14 protein-coding genes are annotated in these 21,766 nt (G+C 34.5%); 6 read left to right on the top strand and 8 right to left on the bottom strand.

What is annotated here, in order from left to right; all coding sequences use genetic code 11:
* Positions 1-14: 14 nt before the first annotated feature.
* Entirely contained in the window at positions 15-1,034 is a 1,020-nt protein-coding gene (locus tag F6K15_RS17310) for a formylglycine-generating enzyme family protein (RefSeq protein ID WP_293062750.1), read from the top strand.
* 391 nt (positions 1,035-1,425) lie between these two features.
* Here F6K15_RS17310 and F6K15_RS17315 read toward each other — a convergent pair whose 3' ends face one another.
* The 4 genes from F6K15_RS17315 to F6K15_RS17330 form a co-directional block, all read right to left on the bottom strand.
* Positions 1,426-3,375: an ATP-binding protein gene (locus tag F6K15_RS17315; RefSeq protein ID WP_293062751.1), complete on the bottom strand. Its 1,950-nt coding sequence runs from the start codon at positions 3,373-3,375 to the stop codon at positions 1,426-1,428.
* Positions 3,376-3,633: 258 nt separating this feature from the next.
* Positions 3,634-4,881, bottom strand: a complete 1,248-nt coding sequence (locus F6K15_RS17320; RefSeq protein WP_293062753.1) for a hypothetical protein — start codon at positions 4,879-4,881, stop codon at positions 3,634-3,636.
* A 46-nt stretch (positions 4,882-4,927) separates the two neighbouring features.
* On the bottom strand, positions 4,928-6,220 hold the full coding sequence (locus F6K15_RS17325) for an AAA family ATPase (protein ID WP_293062755.1): 1,293 nt from the start codon (positions 6,218-6,220) through the stop codon (positions 4,928-4,930).
* Positions 6,221-6,406: 186 nt separating this feature from the next.
* Complete coding sequence (locus tag F6K15_RS17330; protein ID WP_293062784.1) at positions 6,407-7,843, bottom strand: TldD/PmbA family protein; 1,437 nt, start codon at positions 7,841-7,843, stop codon at positions 6,407-6,409.
* 778 nt (positions 7,844-8,621) lie between these two features.
* Between F6K15_RS17330 and F6K15_RS17335 the strand changes: the two genes are divergently transcribed.
* Positions 8,622-10,316: a sensor histidine kinase KdpD gene (locus F6K15_RS17335; RefSeq protein ID WP_293062757.1), complete on the top strand. Its 1,695-nt coding sequence runs from the start codon at positions 8,622-8,624 to the stop codon at positions 10,314-10,316.
* Positions 10,317-10,503: 187 nt separating this feature from the next.
* Here F6K15_RS17335 and F6K15_RS17340 read toward each other — a convergent pair whose 3' ends face one another.
* Positions 10,504-11,073, bottom strand: a complete 570-nt coding sequence (locus F6K15_RS17340) for an ADP-ribosyltransferase (protein ID WP_293062759.1) — start codon at positions 11,071-11,073, stop codon at positions 10,504-10,506.
* Between the two features lie 1,482 nt (positions 11,074-12,555).
* Between F6K15_RS17340 and F6K15_RS17345 the strand changes: the two genes are divergently transcribed.
* The gene (locus tag F6K15_RS17345; RefSeq protein ID WP_293062761.1) at positions 12,556-12,705 is read left to right on the top strand and encodes a hypothetical protein; all 150 of its coding nucleotides are present in this window, start codon (positions 12,556-12,558) and stop codon (positions 12,703-12,705) included.
* On the opposite strand, the gene F6K15_RS17350 is transcribed toward F6K15_RS17345, so the two are convergent.
* Positions 12,692-13,969: an FGGY-family carbohydrate kinase gene (locus F6K15_RS17350; protein ID WP_293062762.1), complete on the bottom strand. Its 1,278-nt coding sequence runs from the start codon at positions 13,967-13,969 to the stop codon at positions 12,692-12,694. The two genes, F6K15_RS17345 and F6K15_RS17350, sit on opposite strands and share 14 nt — an antisense overlap.
* 560 nt (positions 13,970-14,529) lie before the next feature.
* The gene (locus F6K15_RS17355) at positions 14,530-15,996 is read right to left on the bottom strand and encodes an ABC transporter ATP-binding protein (RefSeq protein WP_293062763.1); all 1,467 of its coding nucleotides are present in this window, start codon (positions 15,994-15,996) and stop codon (positions 14,530-14,532) included.
* Positions 15,997-18,093: 2,097 nt separating this feature from the next.
* Here F6K15_RS17355 and F6K15_RS17360 point away from each other — a divergent pair.
* From F6K15_RS17360 to F6K15_RS17370, 3 genes are all read left to right on the top strand, one after another.
* Positions 18,094-18,609, top strand: a complete 516-nt coding sequence (locus tag F6K15_RS17360) for a dihydrofolate reductase family protein (protein ID WP_293062764.1) — start codon at positions 18,094-18,096, stop codon at positions 18,607-18,609.
* A 208-nt stretch (positions 18,610-18,817) separates the two neighbouring features.
* Positions 18,818-20,674 carry a DUF4209 domain-containing protein gene (locus tag F6K15_RS17365; protein ID WP_293062765.1) on the top strand — a complete coding sequence of 619 codons (1,857 nt, stop codon included), beginning with the start codon at positions 18,818-18,820 and terminating at the stop codon, positions 20,672-20,674.
* A 60-nt stretch (positions 20,675-20,734) separates the two neighbouring features.
* Positions 20,735-21,247 (top strand): DUF1993 domain-containing protein, encoded by a 513-nt coding sequence (locus tag F6K15_RS17370; protein ID WP_293062767.1) that lies wholly within the window; start codon positions 20,735-20,737, stop codon positions 21,245-21,247.
* A 141-nt stretch (positions 21,248-21,388) separates the two neighbouring features.
* Here F6K15_RS17370 and F6K15_RS17375 read toward each other — a convergent pair whose 3' ends face one another.
* On the bottom strand, positions 21,389-21,733 hold the full coding sequence (locus F6K15_RS17375) for a hypothetical protein (RefSeq protein WP_293062768.1): 345 nt from the start codon (positions 21,731-21,733) through the stop codon (positions 21,389-21,391).
* Positions 21,734-21,766 lie beyond the last annotated feature (33 nt).

Here is a 21,766-nt window from a genome sequence, read left to right on the forward strand (position 1 = left end):
TTCTTGAACCGAAAATGCTTAACATAGAAAAACTCCTTACTACTAAGAACAGACGAAATTTCTTAATCTTTTTGGGAATATCCCTACTAGAAATATTTGTAGTCTTAATGTTACCAAAAACTGCCAGAAGTATTAATTTTTCTAATTCAAGTTCACCTTCTAAACCTAAACCTAAAGATCGAGATTTTGAATTTTTTGTGGCAAAATTAGATCGAGGAGGTACATTGATAGCAGAGCGTGGAAAAGGTAAATATTTTACCCTAGATTTAGGCAATAATATAGGGCTTGATATGGTAAATATTAAGGGGGGTAAATTCAAAATGGGTTCTCCTGGAAATGAAGATGGACGAGCAAGTGATGAAACACAAATTGATTATCCCGTACAAACTTTCTACATGAGTAGATATCTAATTACTCAAGTACAGTGGGAAAAGGTAGCAAAATTACCAAAAGTCGATCTAGACTTGAGCGATAAACCTTCAACATTTGACGAGAAAGAGTTAAACAAACGTAAGTTACCTGTAGAAACTATTTCGTGGGAAGAAGCACAGGAATTTTGTAAGAGGTTAAGTCAAAAATTTGAAGGTGAATATAAATTACCAACTGAGGTACAATGGGAATATGCTTGTCGTGCTAATACCACTACTCCTTTTTACTGTGGTGAGACAATTACTCCAAAAGTTGCTAATTATGACTGTCATTATCGCTATGATGGTAAACCACCAGATAAAAATGAAATGGAACAATACAAAGGTGAAACAGTTTCAGTTGAATTTATTCAACGTACTAATAACTTTGGCTTGAACGGAATGTGCGGTAATCTTTGGGAATGGTGTGAAGATATTTACTATCCTAATTATAAAGATGCTCTCAATCATTCAGATAGTTCGGTCAAAAACACTCGTCCAGATCGAGTCATACGTGGAGGTGCATGGAATAGTTTTCCAGCTAGTTGTCGTAGTGCAAAACGTAATTCCAAACCACAAGATATTAAAATGAATACAATCGGATTTCGGGTGGTTTGTACTTTTTAGTATATATTCAACCCAGTAGGAGCTATTCCCGTTCATCTTTTTTGTTGATGTTGGGGTACTTTAGCGATATTTTGGAGTCTCAAAAATACTCAAGTATATGAGAATAGTTATAATGTTTGAGGTAAGCTAGTTTCTCAAATATCAGGATGGTTAATTGTTTTTGTTGTCATTTTCATTCTTAGTTGGATTGCCTGGGTATCTATTGGGATAGTTTTATACAGTTTCGATATAATTATTGGGAATAAAAAAAGATTATCTCAAAAAGGAAATTTATTAGAAGTAATTCATAGGGTAGCTAAACAATAAATTAGAGTAACGCCAAGAGAAGAAGTAGAAGGAAGGGATGGTTTTTGGGAAAATCCAATCAATACAGAAATGCGAGTGATATTAACTAATTATTCAGTGGAGATACAACACATTGATTATTTAGTTGTTTTAGTTTATCTTCTACTTTTTGTCTTTCATCATTAAATAAGTCAGGGTCATTGAATAACCATCCTCTTAGCTGTTTGACAATATTATTAAAACCCTCATACTCTCTTGTGATTTTACAATAAGATTCGACAGCCTTTTCAAACTCATAATTCTTTATATAATTTTGTGCTTCTTGGTAATATTGTTCGTTTCTTTGATTATATAATTTATTTTGTTGCTCGTATAACTGTTCTTTATTTCTTTCATTTTTAAAGGAATAGATTAAGCAATCATTTCCTGATTGATTTTGCTCAATTAGCGTTTCAATTATTTTTTTTCGGTTCCAATCCCCATCTGTAGAAATCAAGTTTACAAATGTCTTTTTAAGATCGCTTGATTTTTCATATTCCTCAGTAATTTCACACCAAGAACTTATAGCTTTTTCATATTCTGAAATTCCTATTGTGTCCCATCCGTATTTATAAAGTAGTTCATTATACTTTGTATCTAATTGATCGAATTCATTATTGTAGCGACATTGTGCATCTAGACTTTCTTTTTCTCTGGGCCATTTATTTCTAACTTCTTCAATAACTCGCGATCGCTCTTTTGCATCTCCTAAAGCCACATTTATTTCTGCTAATAATCTAGAGCATTCTGGCCTAGAGTGATTAGAGTTTTGTGAATTACGAATCCAAATAAATGAGTATCCTAGGGTACTCATTATAATTAAAATTACTACAAACAAAGATAAAAATTTTGCTATTTTATTAAAAGTTTTAGGATTATTTATTTGAGGAGTTTTCTGCATTTTTTGCTTTTCCTCTTCAGATAAAGGATAATTTTTTAATAGCCAACGCCGGACTAATTCAACTTTGATTTTATAACTTGTACCTTGTTTTTCTAGTTTTTCTAAAAAGCCATATTCCACTAAACGTTCTCCTGCGTGCCTTAAAACTGGTGTTGTTATTTCTCTAGTTGGTTTTATAATCTTTAGTGGGTCGATGCCTATTTCTTGAGTTTCTGCTACTGCACGAAAAAATAACTTTTCAGGTTTATTCAAAGGCTTTAGAAAACCTTCAAATACATATATTCCCTCTTGCATCGTTTGCTCTAAAATTAATTCTATATGCCTAGAAACAACCGGTTTGATTTCTTCGCTTCGACAATACGCAAAAAGATTAAAGCATAGCAGTTGTGTCAAAGAAGGATGTCCTGCTGATAATTGCCAAATTGCCTCTATTGCACCTAGTTCATACTTTAGTATTCCTTGAACTGGCTTAACAATCAGTTGTTCTGTATCCTTTCTATTTAGTAAACCAACTTCTATTGGAGTTTGTTTTTTTAAGAACTCTTTCAGATAAGTCATATCTTTTACTGGCCTGCCAAACACTAGAATTGCAAATAGATTTTCTTCTTGCTCAACAGCTTTTTCTAGCGTATTAAATAAGTTTTTTCCCGCAGGCATCTTTTCATCTTTGCCTAAAATATCAAACTCATCTAGAAGGAGAACCAGTTTTTTACCTGGTAAATACTTATTAATAATCTTTGGCAAAAATTCTTCTATAAAAAATGTCTCTGAATTATTAACTAATTCTCTTACTTGATTAGGAAGTATACCAATAACTTCAGCAATTCTATCTGCCAAATCATTTAGTATTTTGTCAATTGGTTTATATTCGTATCCTTGAAGTGAAAAATCAACAAACTTAAAGCCTTGCTCCTCAGTAATGAATTGAGGTAAACACTCTAGCAATGAAGTTTTGCCAATACGTCGTTGAACGTGCAACAAAGTTATTTTTTGATTATTTCTGAAATTATTTTCTATTTTTTCAATAATTTTTTTCCTGCCATATAGCTGGTCTTTGTTACGAATTGGCACACCAAAAATATAAGGATTTCCTGTGAAGTTATTGGTTTTATTCATTGAAAATCAAAATTTACCTATAAAATATTAGAGACGATCAATCAAGTAAATTTGAAGTAGAAAATTAATGCTACAGATGATTTATCTTCACGCAAAACACTTCATTAATCTAGCCTTCTTTCAGAATAAAGAAAAGTTTTTCAAAGGCATACATAAGTAGCAAACATTTTAGTATCTTGTATAAAAAGGCCAGTTTTATAAAATTTACAACGATCTAAACCATAATTATAACCTTACTAATTAGGTATTTCTGGTTGTTTAATTATTATGCGATCGCATCCATTTTCCCAGGCCACTATTCAGAATTTGGTCAATAAAAGACTTTTGAGGAAATAATTCGTTTATTGTCTCTATTTCTGCTGTTAATGAAACTCTCTTTAATAACCAAAGTCGAAGTAATTCAATTTTTACTTTATAGATAGGGGTTACGTTTTTTCCTAATTTTTGTTCTCCTATTTTTTGCAAAAATTTCAAATTAACTAAATGTTCTGCTGCTTTAGTTAATTCTTCTTTCATTTTTCGTGCAAGCTTTCCATGATGTCTTTCTAATATCACTAACGGATTAACGATATTTGATTTAGAGGATTTTGTAGCCTCTTTTTGAGCTTCAGCTACTGCATATAGGACTAATTTTTCTCTAGTAGATAAAACTTCTACAGTGGATACAAAAGCAGCTTCACCTATTTCTAAAGATTCATCTATAATCCCTTTTATATCCTGGCGAGTTACATTCCATAGGTTTAGATTTCTAGCCTGTTGAAATAACTTAAAACACAGTAGTTCAGTATAGTAAGGATGTCCACTTGCCAATTCCCAAATTTCCTCAATTGCTTCTGGTTCATATTCAAGAATTCCCTCAGCAATCTTAGTAATTAAACTTTCAGTATCAGACTTATTAAGTAATCCTAATTCTTGGTGAGGTACTTCTCCACCAAACAAATCACTTATAAATTCCAGACTATTTCCTTGTCTTCCTAAAAAAAGAACAATAAATATTTTTTCCTCTCTATGAATTAGAGAAATTAAGAAGTTGATAAACGGATTAATTTCACTACAAGTATCATCCCACAGAACATCAAACTCATCTAGGAGTAGAACTATATTTTTTCCTTCTAACCTATCAGATATCTGTTGTAAAAAAATCCTAACAAATAGTCTTGGCTGTACTTTTAAATCCTCCTGACTAGGAATAGTTATTGTACTTCCAGATATTCCCAACCAATCAACTATATCCCTAGCAAAGTCATACAAGATTTCATCCAAAGAATAGTGATGTTTATCTTCTAAAGAAAGTGGAACAAAAATAAATCCATCTACACTCACAGACCGAGAAATATAATTCACAAAGGAAGTCATGCCCATACGTCTTTGTCCATGCAATACAATTACCTTTGATTTAGAAGTAAGTTGCTCTTGAATAAAACTTACTATTATTTCTCGTCGAAATAAGTATTCTGGAGTATAAATTGGGCTACCAATAGTGTAAGGATTTTTAATCAAAGTCATTGAATTTCACATCATATAAGAACTAGATTCGATTAGGTTTGCACTATTATTTATCTTTTGATTGACTGAAAATTCCTAAGAATGGTTTGATAATAGGTTTTACAATTTTAATCACAAATGGTAAAGTTTCTTTTGCTCGATCTACTTGTTGAGCAATAATCTTGATTCCAAACCTATCAAACAATATTTCAAGCTTTTTAGGGTCGGAAACATTTTGAGCAAATTCTTGAATAACTAAATCTTGCATTAAAGAAGAATAAAAATTATATTTATCCTGCTCTGAGTTCTTATAGATAACACCTTTTTGCTCCAAAGTTTTCAGTGTATAACTATTTCTATCAAATACTTTATCTATATCATCAACAGAATAACGCTTTCCACTCACTTCTCCTTTTAAATTGTCAATTACAATTAACTGCAAAAGGTTTTGTTCATCAGCAGTCAAATCTCTCCATATATCCTTAAATATCTGTTCTGTTTGATTTTTAAATTCTTCTTTGAAACTATTAATATCAATATCTCGCTCTGATTGAGAAAATAGAGAAAATATATGACCTGCGTGTTGAAGTAAAATTGGATATCTACCAGTAATTTCTAACACTTTGTCTTTCTGAATATTGTCGGGAATAGAAATGAAAAAATCCTGATTAGGAGTAAAAAAATATTGCTCAATATCTTCCCGACTAAAAGGTTTTAAATCTACATATAGATAATGATTATACCAAGGAGAACCACCACGAGGAAGCTTTGGACCTAACTCATTCAATCTTCTGAATGCAGCAACAACTGTTGAGAAATATTGACCTTCTGTACTATGAACTGCTAGGTTACGCAACCCACTTAAAAATGTCTGCATTTCTCTAGATTTTTCCAGGTTATTAACATAGTCTTCTTGTGTACCAAGTATTCCATGATAGTCATCTAATAGCAATAATAAAAATTTCTCTTTTTTCCCAATGTGTCTAAGTATCTGACGTATGTTTCTTATCTCTATTCTTTCTGCTAATAAATCGTTAATCTTACCCTGTAACTCTGCATCACCTTCAGCTTCATTTCTTAACTCTTCTAATACTTTTTGCCAAAAACTATTTGGCGTAAATGAACCATCCCAGTTGTAATAAACAATCAAAGCTTCTGAAAAATCTAAGCCTTTTTTATCCCAAAAATTACGAGATTTTATATAGTTGAGTAAAGATGATTTACCCATGCCATAACTACCGTAAATAGCTACATGACCGCGAATATTAATTTGGTCACAAATTTTGTCTAGTTCAGATTTTCTGTCAACAAACTTGTCTGGACGAACAGGTTTTGTAGGAAAGAATTCAATTCGTGACATAATTTAGATAAATTATTTTACTTCTAGCTTGACTATAATTATTAATTATATCAGAAGCCAATAAGGAAGACTTAACTGGGAAAAAACCAAAAAATTAAAGTATCTGAAAAAGGGATGAAAAAACTAGATCGGGGAATTACGTCAATGCCCTAAAAAAGGCTTCCAGCCTTTTTTCCTCTTCCTTTTTCAAGATTCCAAAGTAACATCTCCACCGATAACAACATTCTGAATACGCAAACTCGGTCCGCCACAACCAACAGGTAAACCATCTTGCCCACCCTTACCACAACCACCAGACTCATCCCAAAAAAAATCATCGCCGATCGCCTCAATATCACCCAAAGTCTCAAACACATTTCCAGAAAGAGTCACATCCCGCACAGGTTCGGCTAACTCACCATTTCTAATCATCCAAGCTTCCCCAGCACTGAAAGTAAACATTTCCCCATTAGTCATCCCACCCAACCAGTTACGAGCATAAACTCCCTCCTTAATATCAGCAAATAAATCTGAAGCAGGAGTATTTCCTGGTGCTATCCAAGTATTAGTCATTCTGACTATAGGAGGATAATGATAATCAAGACAACGTGCATTACCTGTGGGTGCTTCTCCTAATTTTCCCGCAGTCTCCCGTGAATGTAAACGTCCTACCAAAACGCCATCTTGAATTAACTGAGTAGTAGTTGCCGGAGTACCTTCATCATCATATATATAACTACCTCGATGTACTTCTTCTTCTAAATTATTATTTAGCAAGGGCGACACCTTAGCACCATCAAATATTTGTAAATTTTCTGGACCAAACCTCCGACCAATTGTCATCACTTCCAATAAATCAGGATTTTCGTAGACCATATCTGCTTCCGAGAGATGACCAAAAGCTTCGTGAACAAATAGACCTGTGAGAATTGGGTCAATAACTACAGTGTAAGTATTACCTTGAACAATTGGCAAAGCTAGAGAATTCACAGCTCTTTCCGCAGCACTACGAACATAATTATCTAAATTAGTTAAATCTTCATAAGCTTTGCGGGAACCAGTAGTTTCCCTACCTGTTTGTACGGTTTCCCCATCCCTAGCAGTAGCAGCAAAACGTATTTCCATATCTACCCAAGATTGTTCTAGCATGGTGCCTTCGGAAGTAGCGAGAATTACTTTTTGGGTACTGTCTCCATAACGCACAGATACAGTAGTAATTCGACGATCAACACTCCGCAATATTTGGCCATAATGTTCGCATAGTTCTTTTTTGTGGGCCAAAGAAATATGACGCGGATCTGTACCTGTGAGATTAACTGCATGAGTTGCTTGAATTATGGGGATGGGAGCTAGAATTGTTTCTTCTTCTCCAATCAATTTGGCCACAGCGATCGCTTCTTCTATTCTGTCTTTCAAGGTTGAGAGTTGATTAAAGCTGGCAAAACCCCAACCTCCTCGGTAACAAGCTCGAACTTGACCGCCTATGGAAAGACCTTCGCTTAGGGTTTCTATTTTGTTGCCTCGCAAGAGAATATCTGTTCCTTGAGATTCTTCTAGGCGAATGGCCAAATAATCTACTTGAGAACTATAATTAGCGAGCAAGTCGGATAATATATTTTTGGTGTCAGTCAATAATACAGGCATTAGAGGTTTTGATAAGTTCAAAAAGATTGTACAGGTTGTTACAAGTCAAAAGTCTAAATTCAAAAATTAAAATTCAAAAATCAAAAGTTAGAAGTAATCTCTGACTTACTTTCAGCATTTAGTATTGTCCGCACCCTAATTGCGTAGTGCTATATGATATCTATTGCTAAATATAAGGACTAAAAACTTTGACACTAACTATAGTAATTTCAAATAATTATTTCACATCATCAGAAGCGAAATTATTTGTGAAATCTTTCAACTGAATTGGTATTAGTTAAAGTTTTCTATCAATTCAACAATCAAATTATTGACTTTGATCATCATAAGCGGAGATTGCGGTTATTTAGTTCGGTTCTACCAACATCAGTAGTGGATAAATACCGATACCCTAAGTATTAATGGTTTACTTATTTTTGGGACAACTAATCGGGGAATGTTTCAATATAACTAAGGAAGATGAGCAATTTTCCCATTAATTAAATATTATCCAATTTTTTATTCTTGGGTATATAGCAGAAGGAAGAAGGAAGAAGGAAGAATAAAGAAGGAAAAATGCAAAATCTTACGTTGTCTGAGTTTTAAGCTTTTGACCTGTCAAACACCTTTCCTTCGAGTGCTATAAAACTTAGTACACAAAATTTAAGATATAAGACAAAAAAAAAGTTGACAGTTTTGCATTTTATTTTACTATTTTTTTTAGCAAAGCTAGTTAAAGTTTCTGTGAAAGTTTAAATGTATCAGTTAATAAATTAAGATTATTTATTTTATGAAAAAAATGGACAACTATAACTATATATTACCAACTTTAAGTGACATTTTTGCCCAAGAAATGTCAAGTAATGATTTGCCTACAAAAACAATGGAACTGGCAAAAGAAAATTCTCCTCTTTCTATGAGACAGAAAAATCAAGATTTGTATTTAAAGGCTCAAAATGAATGGTATAGCGCGATCGCTACTGTTAATCAACTATTGGAAATTTCATCAAAAAAGTCTGGTTCTCAAGACTTTCAAAATCAAGAGATGGCAAAAACTATTTATTCATTAAATGAGAGAGATTTTATCGGCAATTCAAAAAAATCTACTCCTAATTCGTTATTCTCTGATGTTAAATCATATCGTGGATTAGTATTATCTAGCCCTACTCCTATCTTAACAAATCCTGCTTTAACTAATGATTTTTATACTTCAGTTTTTACCAGTAAAATACAGGAAAATTCAGACTGGTTATCCATTTTCAGAAGACAAAGTTTGCCTCTATTACCAGCAGCAGATAGTATAAATTCCTTTTCTGATTTTATACCAATACTACCTTTATCAACTAAAGACCCAATCACAAATGAGCAGTTTTGTTTAGTCTTAACTGCTGAGTTTAGTTTGGTTATGGTCTTAGGAAAAAATATAAATAATACACCTGCTTTTCTATTTTCTTTTGACCCAGAAGTAGTTGAAAGAGCGTGGATTATCTTACGTCAACGAATAGTATTACCTACCAATTTTTATTATAAAAAATCCGATAAACATCAAAAAAATATCGATCAATATTCTCAAAATTTAGCAATTTTAGACGGCGTGTTTGATAAATTTCCACCCCGTGAACCAGACTATAAAATAGTGATGAAATTTAGTCGTTTATTATTAGATAATTTACCAACTGTAGATAGTAAAAATAAAATATTAGAAGTCAATACTGATGACCAAAGTCAAAAAGACCGGGAAATTACTGTATCACTAAAATCTCCCATGGAAAATTTCAAATCTCCTGATGTAGAATTATTACAAGCGATCGCCCATGAAGTCAAAACTCCTTTAGCAACAATTCAGACTTTAACTCGCCTACTATTAAAACGTCCTAATCTAAATCAAGAAGTAATAAAAAAGCGTTTACAAATGATTGATGCTGAATGTACTTCCCAAATAGACCGCTTTAATCTAATTTTTAGAGCGACAGAATTAGAAACTCAACAACTATTAAAAGAAAAACATCCATACCTACAATTAACAACTATTCCTCTAGCTCAAGTATTTCAAAATAGTATACCTCGTTGGCAACAAAAGGCAACTCAAAGAAATCATACTCTCAAAGTTATTTTACCTCCTAAAATGCCAACAGTTGTTAGTGACCCTATTATGCTCGACCAAGTATTAGGAAATTTGATTGAAAATTTTTCCCGAAATTTACCTCCTGGTAGTCTTATGCAAGTGGAAGTAATGTTAGCTGGAAGTCAGTTAAAATTGCAGCTTAAATCTGATTCTAATATGGGTGGAAAAAGTCACTCACCTTTTACCAGTTGCACAAAAACACCCTTTAAATCTATCGGTCCTTTATTAATGTTTCAACCAGAAACAGGTAATCTTAGTTTAAATTTAAAGGTGACTAAAAATCTTTTTCAAGCAATAGGAGGAAAATTAGTAGTTAGACAACGACCAAAAAAAGGGGAAATTATGACTATTTTCTTGCCAGTTAAATAATCTTTATTATGGCTTTGATAGTCAAGTTACTATGATTTATGAAGAAGAACCGAAAGACCGAAAAATATGGCATTTTCTGAGTTTTAAGCCTTCGATATTTCCTAATCTTTACCTTGTAAGGATTCAGGTATGAAATTTGGGGGAAGTATTCAACTGAAAATAATAAAACTTCAATTATGCTTAAAAGTTAGTTATATTCAAAATTATCCCCTTTAACAGCAATTTCTTCTAGATCAATATAATTAATTTCCCCTGCTTTAACTTCTTGAGGCACATTAGTTACCTCATATTTGGTGCCTTTAGGAACTAAAACTTCTCTTTCACTATACATTGCAGAAAAATCACTAATAGACACTCCCGAATGATTGTGCTTTACCCGAATAACTACTTGGTAACAATGACCAGAATAAGTCTCAGCAATTTTTGGATCGGAAGTAAAACTGGTGACCGAATCTAAAGTATAATCTCCATGGGGTTTTAATTGTTGAATAAAAGATTTTATTGATTTTTCACTAAAAGACATACCCCGATAAATATCACCATCATAAGCGGGCATTTTGTGCATAAAATTGTTAAGAACTTTAACATTCCCTTCGTTTTTTCCTTCTTTATCTGCCCGTCTAATTTTACGAAAATCTGCAGTAGTAAATCTTTCAAGTGCGGATAATGATTCTGCTGCTTCAATAGAATTCATTCCACTTAATTTAGCAACCTGAGCAACGAGTTTGTTGTTTTCGCAAAGTACAACATTATTCATAAAGTTCACCTCAACTCGATACTTTTTATTATCTCCTAAAATTACTCAAAAAGTAACCCATTCATTCAGGTAATTTTTGCCTCACCCAGATGGGTGAATTTGAAGCTTAAAATTTCTCCTGACCTAATATAGACAGCAATTTCTCAACAATTCTTTAAGAAAATTCAATAAGTATAAATAACTAATAATTCCTAATAAAACACTATAAATTCTATTCCCCCAAGGCGAGGGCTAATAAAGCTCAGTTAAACATCTCAAAACTATTGTACAATATATAAATTAGAACTCCGTTGAAAAACTATAACGTTGGAGTTTTTTTGATGGCTCTATTCTATTGCTAGAGTCAAACAAACACCTTAATTGACCCTCGGTGTAAGAATTCTTTAGCCCAGGGCGATCGCTTTTGTGGGTCGATTAAAAATCTCAAAACTATTGTACAATAGATAAATAGGAACCCCGTTGAAAAACTATAACGTTGGGGTTTTTTTGATTGATCTAATTTTATTGCTAGAGTCAGGCAAAAGACTCAAAGTACCCTCTGTGCAATAATTCCATTGCCCAAAGCGACCGCTAATCAAGCTCAGTTAAAAATTTCAAAATTATTGTACAATAAATAAATAAATCAGAACTCCGTGGAAAAACTATAATGTTGGAGTTTTTTTGATTACTCTATTCTATTGCTAGAGTCTGGCAAAAGTCTGAAGTAACCTTCGGTGCAATAATTCCATTGCCCAAGGCGATCGCTAATCAAGCTCAGTTAAAAATTTCAAAACTATTGTACAATAGATAAATAAGAACTCCGTGGAAAAACTATAACGTTGGAGTTTTTGTGATTTATCTATTCTATTGCTAGAGTCAAACAAAAACCTTAATTAACCCTCGGTGTAAGAATTCTGTAGCCCAGGGCGATCGCTTTTGTGAGTCCGTTAAAAATCTCAAAACTCTTGCACAATAGATAAATAAGAACTCCGTGGAAAAACTATAACGTTGGAGTTTTTGTGATTTATCTATTCTATTGCTAGAATCAGGCAAAAGTCTGAAGTAACCTTCGGTGCAATAATTCCATTACCCAAGGCGAGGACTAATAAAGCTCAGTTAAACATCTCAAAACTATTGTACAATAGATAAATAAGAACTCCGTGGAAAAACTATAACGTTGGAGTTTTTGTGATTTATCTATTCTATTGCTAGAATCAGGCAAAAGTCTGAAGTAACCTTCGGTGCAATAATTCCATTACCCAAGGCGAGGACTAATAAAGCTCAGTTAAACATCTCAAAACTATTGTACAATAGATAAATAAATCAGAACTCCGTGGAAAAACTATAACGTTGGAGTTTTTTTGATTACTCTATTCTATTGCTAGAGTCTGGCAAAAGTCTGAAGTAACCTTCGGTGCAATAATTCCATTACCCAAGGCGATCGCTAATCAAGCTCAGTTAAAAATTTCAAAATTATTGTACAATAGATAAATTAAAACTCCGTTGAAAAACTATAACGTTGGAGTTTTTTTGATTTATCTATTCTATTGCCAGAGTCAAACAAAAGACTCAAACCACCCTCTGTGCAATAATTCTATTCCCCAAGGCGATCGCTTTTGTGGGTCGAAAAATTTCCAAACTATTGTACAATAAACTGACGGCTTGCCAAAACAGCACTACCATAAGCTGCATCTGTATAAACAGCTTTCTTCATAGGTACTTGTAAATACCGTCCCCGAATCGCTGTAAAAGTAGGATTTTTAGCGCCGCCCCCAGCAGTATAGACATTTGTGAGTGTAGCTGCGCTTAATGCTTGCAACAATTTATAGCCTCGTAATTCAATTTTGGCAATACCTTCAAGCAAACCATGAAGAAACTGCACAGAATTTTCTGGTTTAGGCGCTAATCGTGGCAGTAATTCTGGGTCATTGATCGGAAAGCGATCGCCCTTTTGTAACAAGGGATAATAATCTAACCCACTTTCAGCATTAGGGTCTATTTGACTACTCAAACTTGACAACTCAGCATCAGTAAAAAAATGTCGCAAAACAGCACCTCCAGTATTAGAAGCACCACCGACTAACCACAAATCTCCCAGACGATGACTATAAATTCCATATTTAGCATCATCAATTCTAGTGCGACTTAAAAGTTTTAACACCAGAGTCGAACCCAAAGAAGTTACTGCTTCTCCCGGAGTATTAGCACCACTCGCGATAAAAGCAGCAATGCTATCTGTTGTACCGCCACAGACAACACATTCAGGAGATAAACCAAGACTATTAACAACTTCTGGAGTAACATTCCCAACTATTGCACCTGGTGTGACTACTTCTGGTAAATGTATATTTTTTCCAACTTCAGAATTAACAAAATCAGTCAACCAGTCTGGATAAGATAAATTGCCGACATCATAACCCAGTTTCAAAACATTGTTATAGTCACTAACCCCTAGTTTTCCATGAAGCAAAAATCCTAGCCAGTCAGCTTGATGCAAAAAATAATAACTTTTATTTGACAGAGAAATATTTTCAATTAACCACAACAACTTTGCCAAACTAGAAGTAGTACTAATCACAGGATGATTACCTGGAGCAATACTTCTTAACTTATCCATCATTGCCACTCCCCTACTATCATTGTAAAGAAGCGCTTCGCTCACAGGTTTACCATCACCATCACACAATAATACTGTTGCCGAAGTACCATCAATAGCGATCGCTCGAATATCCCCTCGCATTTCTTGGGGAATATCGGAAATTAGATTAAACAAAGCCATTTGCCAAACATGAGGAAATTTATTTTCCTGAGAATTTTCCCAAACATACTGTGTGTGTGCTTTAACTTGAAAGTTAGAGTCAATAACCACTGCACGGGCTCCCGAAGTGCCAAAATCAAGCCCTAAGTATAAATTCATTTTCAATAAAAACTTGCTATAATCTAAACTAGAAGATTATATACAAAAACTAAGACGTTATACTAAATTGATAAATGTTTGCTACAAATAATTAGGCTATTTTTTAGGAGTCAACCCACCCCTAACCTCTCCCAGGAGGGGATGGGAACTCAGGAGGACTGAGTCCTATGGGAATTGCTTCAATACCAGTTTTTAGGGCGTAAATTATCTTTTTCTCTTGGTGCGCGTTCCCGAAAAGGAGTCAGCATTCCGCAAGCGAGCTGGCGTCGTCGCGGAGTCGCACCGCTTTGTCAAAGGGACAGCTCCTGTCAAGTATTTTTATCGCTCTTACTATTCGTAACATTCTTTTTTCACGCTTGGTATTATAGTTCTGTAGATCATCAATTCTTTGTATTTATCGGTTGGTCTGAGGTAATAAAACCCAATCTACAAAGTCTTCACTTGTTATAATCTAAAATAGATAACTAATGGGATGGTTCAATAATAGCCCATTCTTTGTCTGTTTATCTAATTACTTGCTCTTTGTTGGGTTGCGCTTGCGCTTAACCAAACCTACGGCATCAATGTTTTTTACCGGATGTCATTAATAAACCTATCTCTTCGACTGTAGTGGTGGCAGCATCTAGAATATCAACAAACTTACCTTCATATATAACGGCAATGCGATCGCTCATTGCCATGACTTCTTCTAATTCTGTAGAAATGTATAAGATAGCTGCCCCTTGTTGTTTTTGAGCAAGTAAAGCTTGTTGTACATATTCTGTAGCACCGATATCTAAACCACGGGTAGGTTGCATTGCTACAATTAATGTTGGTTTTCCAGAAAGCTCCCGCGCTAGGATGATTTTTTGTTGGTTTCCTCCAGAAAGTTGATTGACTTTTAACTGTGGATGACTGGCACGAATATCAAATTTTTCTATGGCATTTTTCCCATGATTATTTATTACTCCAGACTGCAAAAAACCATAACGACAAAAAGGCAAAAACTTAAACAATTTCAAAATCAAATTCCGAGCAATACTAAAATTCATAATTAACCCCATTTTCTGACGGTCTTCGGGAATATATCCCACTTTTAAATTATCTACAAATTCGATCTTTCCTTTCTCTACAAAACGCAAACCGTTAATAGCATCGGCTAATTCTCTTTGACCATTACCATCGACTCCTGCCACTCCCAAAATTTCCCCACTATGCAATTGAAAAGATAAATTATTTATTGTAGATAAACCTCGGTCATTTTTGACTTCTATATTTTTCACTTTTAGAACAATTTTGCCTTGATCAGCAGCAATTTTATTAGCAATTAAATTTACTTCTCGACCTACCATCATTTTAGCTAATTTATGGGTAGTAGTTGCTGATGTTTTGATGGTATCTACAACTTTTCCTCGACGTAAAACTGTGATAGTATCACAAACATTCATTACCTCTTCTAGTTTATGACTAATAAAAATAATTGTGTGATTATTTGCTGCTAACTGTCGCAAAATATTCAGTAAAGAATTTACTTTTGCTGGAGTTAAAACTGCTGTAGGCTCATCTAAAATTAAAATTTTTGCTTGACGATCAAGTACCTTGAGAATTTCTACCCGTTGCTGAATACCTATTGGTAAATCTGCCACTTTACTATTCACTGGTACTTCTAAATTATAGGCTTTTGCCATAGCCTTAATTTCTGCGGATTTTGTGTTTAAATTCAAATGAAATTTTCCACTATTTCCCAAGATAATATTTTCTGTAACTGTTAATGTTGGGACTAACATAAAATGCTGATGAATCATGCCAATACCATAATTTATTGCTACACTCGGCGAGGAAATTTTTATCAGTTTATCTTCTAGATAAATTTGACCAGAGTTTGGTTGATATAATCCGGATAATATGTTCATTAATGTGCTTTTTCCTGCACCATTTTCTCCTAGAATAGCGTGGACAGAACCTGCTGCAATAGAAATACTAATATTATCGTTAGCGAAAAAATTTCCGAAGCTTTTAGTAATATTTTCTAAACGTAAATATGTCATTTCAGTTATCAGTTATAAGTTATCAGTTAGCCTCCTCCGGAGCAACTGCGGACTTCAGTACCTCTGCCTGTTTGCGCAGCATGACCTAGGAAAGTTAGAGGCTTGAAATATTGAACTTTATTTTCTCTTGGTCGATTGGATATGGCAGAGGTTTCCTTACCATCCTACCCTTCGGGAAGCTACGCTAACGACCGCTTTTTCATCCCCTTGTAGAGCGGTAGCTCGCGGCGCAGCCAAGGGGAGGCTTGAGACCTTATTTTTTGGTCATGGAATATTAGATGATATTTCTTTGATTTTGAATGTAATTAAAACAATTATTAGTGCCAGTTATAAATAATTCAGGACTTACGCAAATTGACCTTTAAACCACCATCTGTAGGGGCGAATGGCATTCGCCCTCCCCATAACTAGAGTCTGTGCGTAAGTCCTGTAATTTTTTTATCCGTAGGAGGAGGTGGGGTAGTAGGGGAGTGGAGGAGAAGTAAACATAAGAATAATTAGGGTTTGCGTATGGAAAGTCTTTTTGCTCTTTGCAGGAGACAGCTATACTGGAGACAACCCACCCGCGGCCCCCGACCAACCCACCCCTAACCCCTCCCAAGAGGGTAGGGGAAGACAGGAGAAATGGGAATGAGTGAAGAGGTAGGAGTAAAAATTGTCCCAAGATTGTTCTGCCCAACTATGCGCCTAAAATACGCTCCTAGCATGAGCACCAACAGCTGAAACAGGCGCACTGCAATTCGACCCCAAAAAGGCACTTGTCTTTATATGTCAATGCTTTTAGATTTAATCAGCAAGCCCTAATTAATACGCTACTAGCTAATAATCATCAAAAATGTCATTCCGCCACTGATCTTATTACTTAATAATTGAAGTTTCACCTAAGTATAGAATTTATAGAATTCTTTTTTCACCCTTGGTATAATAATTGATTCAAACTATTTATCAAAAGTAACTATCAAAATAACAAAAGTTATTAAACATTTATACCATGTCAACAAATTGTATTTAGAAATATAAAATTAAATTATATAGCAAAGAAAGAGTTGGTTCGGATATCGACTGATAATGTACCTTAGACAGGGAAATATTTTTGCCACTGTTGTTATCAGAGAGCTGTTCTTGGCTATAGCAAGGTTTTTGATGCTATCAAGACGTTTATCTTTTTCTTTTGGGTTTAATACCCCGCCGTCAACGGGGGTGTTTACAATTGGTTAGGGTTATAAGACACGGAGTGGCAGAACGTTGACTATCCCCATCCACTTTTTCCTCCTTGCTGATTCCTGATTCCTGATTCCTTCTTCAATGCTATACAGTTTAGCAAAACTTTGAAGAATACTATAACTATCAAAAAATATGAGTAAAAGTCTTGACTCTAACCTTAAATATCTAATACTTTATAATACTCAATTAGTCTATTTAAAGAGGAGTATTGAAAATACTACTATTGTAGGGGATTATACTTACTACAATTATTTTAAGAATTCATAAAATTTTGAATGGAATGTTCTCTATCATTTTGATTTTGTTTGATATAGATTAATTATTTTTAGGCGTTGCTGAATTGAAGTATGAATGCGCGATTGTTTGGTTCTCGCCTTCGCCCCCGCGCATCCCCCATTCAACAAAAAGCGAAGCAACATCTGGCTTCCCATCGTTCAAAAGCGAAGCATCTTCTGGCTTCCCCCTTTCTAAGGGGGACGGGAGGGGGATAAAAAGGGGGACGGGAGGGGGATTATAAAGGGGGACTTTTAGAGTTTTATTCCCCCCGCGCATTGGGGGGCTAGGGGGGCCAAATCATACCCAGAATCAGCAACGCCAATTATTTTTATCGCAAGGAATGAGTTGGTGCTTGACTTCTGCTGATGATGCGCTTTAGATAGGAAAATTTTTTTCCCAATGTTACTTCTGTTGGTCGGCATTCCCATGGCAAGGAAACCCGTTCTTGCACGGTTTCCTATCGGAATGCTCCGCAAACATTTTGCAGAGCAAAACGCCGGGTTCCGACCGCTTACGTTGATCGCCGATGTGGGGTCGCACCGCTGTTTACTGCTATAAATAATATTCTATGTTTTTGAATAAAAATTATTAAATATAATGAGAAAAGTTAGGTTATTTATTGCTGCTAGTCTGGATGGATATATTGCCAGAATATCGGGAAAAGTTGATTGGTTATTTACTGACCAAAATTACGGATATGATGATTTTTTTGCTGAGGTGGGGACTGTATTAATGGGTCGGAAAACTTATGAAAAAATTCTAGAATTTGGAGAATATCCATATACTGGAAAACAGAGTTTTGTCTTTTCTAAAACTCGCCACGGTGAAAGAGATGAAAATGTAGAATTTATTGGAAAAAATTTAGGAGATTTTGTTCATAATCTCCGTCAATCTAGTGGTAATGATATTTGGCTAGTTGGCGGTGCAGAAATAATTCAATATTTTATCAAGCATGGTTTTCTTGATGAGTTAATTTTGGCAATTCATCCAATTATTTTAGGGGATGGCATTCCTTTGATTGTTAAAGATAAAAATCTGGAGACGAAACTAAAGTTTAAAGAAATTAAAAATTACAATTCGGGATTGTTACAGGTATTTTATGATTTGGTATAGCAGTATGAAATGATTTTTAAAATTCCTCCATAAATATTATTGCTGTATCTAAGTTTGAGGCTATTGCTATATAAAGTATGTGTTAAAAGTGCTTTTTGATCAACTTGATTCCATAAATAAAAAAATAAAACTTATCGGATATTTTGTTTAAAATTCTCAAATATAATTTGCAGTATAAATAATAAAAATATAGAATAAAAGTAAGAATATGCTATATATTACCAAGAAAGATTTTATCAAATCCGGCTGGCAGGATGTGGTTAATGCTAGTGAAAAAAAAGAATGTTTTGCCTACATTAAAGGCTTCTGTCAAAAAGCACAGGAAGCAGAAGAAGTAGGAAATATTAGGGAACAAACTATATTTAAAATATTAGCAAAAATCACTCTCGTTGATATTAGGAGAACTCACCGACAATTAAACGAAGAAGACTTTGCTAAAATCAACTTGACAGACGAACATCTAAACTTTCTGGTTGAAATTGCACCTGAAATATCAGACTCCGAACTTCAGGCAAGAGTTGCAAATATTCTTTGGAGCAAACAACGTAACTATTCGATGGCTAAACTTGCAATTAATGCTTACATAAAATCTGCTATAGAATTAGAAGATTTTACTGCCATAAAATTAGGAATTCCTACAAAATGGATCGGTTGCTATGATCGAATAGAAAGAGCATTTCAACTAGCAAAAAAAATCAACTATCAAGTTGAAAAAGTAGTTGAACATATAGAAAAAGTTCTCGAACGCTACCAAGGAGAAGACCCTCTTTGGTTATCAGCAAAACTAATGGAACTTTTGCAAAAAAACAAACTTGGCTGCCCCAAAAAATATGCTGCTCTAGCTAAAAAAGCTGCCCTTCTATCAGAATCATCCTATGATTGGGATAGAGCGAGAAATTATTGGGAAATCAAAGCCAAATGGCATCAAATACAAAAGGATAAAAAAAACGAGCGTGCTGCTTTAATGCTTGCTGCTGAAACTTATTTTAAACAGGTTGAGAAAGCTCTAAAAAATAATCAATTTTTTTATTTAGCAGCATCAAATAATCTTCAGAAAGCTATTGAAGCTTTTAGAAATATTCCTGGCACAAAGGAAGAGACTATCGTAGCAAAAGCAAGAGCAGAAGAAGCTCATAAACTTCTACTTCAGTATCAAGAAAAATCTAGGAAAAAATGGATTACTAATTATTCCGATCCGGTTGACTTTACCGAAGCAGTAGAAAAAGCTAGAGCAATTGTTAGAGGTGAAAAATTAGAGGATGCTCTTTTTTCCTTAGCTTTATCAACAAACTTTACAGAAGTCTCTCAACTTAAAAAACAAATAGAGCAGATAGTTTATGATTTTCCTGTGTTTCCTATTATTAAAAAAGAGAAAATAAATCAGACGAGTAAAGTTGTAGCTAGACAAAAAGTGGAAGCTACACAATTTGAGGAACTTAAAGCAGCAATGGAATTTGAAATGTATCATACAAGCGCATCCTACCAAAGTATTCAAGCCCAAGTATTGATAGATCCAGCCAGAGAACAAATAAATTTAGAACATTCTGTAGAACTTAAAGACTTTTTTCCCATTGTTTCAAATAACCCTTTTGTACCACCCAAGCGAAAATATCTGTTTGCAAAAGGATTATATGCTGGCTTAACTGGAGATTTTTATACATCTACTCACATCCTCATTCCCCAAATTGAAAATGCTATCCGTTATCTACTTTGGAAACAAAGTGCATTACCTTCGAGTTATGAGGATAAAGGAATTCAAAATGAATATAATTTGAACAAAATTCTTTACTTACCTGAGATGGCTGATATTTTTGATGAAGACACACTTTTTGACCTTAGAGGTTTACTTGTTGAACATTCAGGTTCTAATTTGAGAAACCGTATGACTCATGGTTTGCTGGATGATGAAGATTTTTTAAGTCCTCTGATGTCTTACCTATGGTGGGTGACATTGAGACTATGTTGTTTGCCGAACGTTATATATCAACATGAACGAAGGCAGAAGGCAGAGGGCAAAAGGCAGAAGGAACAAATGGATGGAGTTTCTGATGATTTTGGTCGTTAGGCTACAAACTCTCCTAAATACAGCTACACTTGATGAAATAAGTCTTGGAAAATAACGAAAATGCAAAGTCAGAATATAGGTTTCATCCAAAATTTGTTCCAAAGCCGCTTAACTACTCTGGAGCACCTGTTAAAGTCAGCTCAGACTCATTTCTCTGACAGCGAACAGTTCCTTCAAAAGCGCATTGTGGCTGATATGCTTCCTTTTGGTACACAAGTTGCTTTCACTTGCAACCAACCACGCAACTTTGCTCTGTGGTGTGACAGCAGACCTGCGAATAATCTAGATCCAGAAGTCACTTCTTTGACTCAGGCATACGAACACATAGCGAATACCAAGGAACTTCTTTTGGGCATTAACGTTGAAGACGCAAAGCTAGCTGAGATTACACGGGTTGACTTAGGCCAGGGCCTCTATATCGAGCTTTCTGGTAGCGCCTATGTTAATGACTTTCTGATTCCAAACTTTTATTTCCATCTGGTAACTGCTTACGATATTCTCCGCATGGCTGGTGTACCAATTGGAAAACAGGATTATATGATGCACTTGGTGCCATTCGTCAAAAAGGCATGAAGCCTAATATCATGTCCGGTTGAATACTTATAACCCACATTCCGCACTTCAATTTGTAACATAAAAATTAGTATAAAATCCATAGCTTGTCCCTGTTGCCTGCTATATGCAAAAAGTCTATATCTTTTTCGGAGATATAATTTATGAGTCAATGTCTAGAGCGCTTTGTAGACAAGCCTTCATTTTTTCAGCTAAGATCCGCACACTGGGTTCTGAGAGAATCTTACTATGAGCGCCATGAATGTTATAAACCTCAAGTCCTTCTTCAGCTACACCTTCCCATCCATTTGTAGGATCGGAAGATGTTATAGCTGTATGTTTAGCTTTAAAAAGAGTTATTTTACCCGGATATGAATCTGGTATATAGCATTTAGAAGACACAGACTGAGAATTTGTTTTGTGCTGCTTTTTAGTAACATTAGAATTTGATGGTCTAATAGATAGATATAATTTTTTAGGAAATTGGGTAAACAACTTAGTTGACAATTTTTTGACCTTGTCGAATAAGTAAGGTAGTCT

The organism is Okeania sp. SIO2B3 (genome assembly GCF_010672525.1).
Classification (GTDB): domain Bacteria; phylum Cyanobacteriota; class Cyanobacteriia; order Cyanobacteriales; family Microcoleaceae; genus Okeania.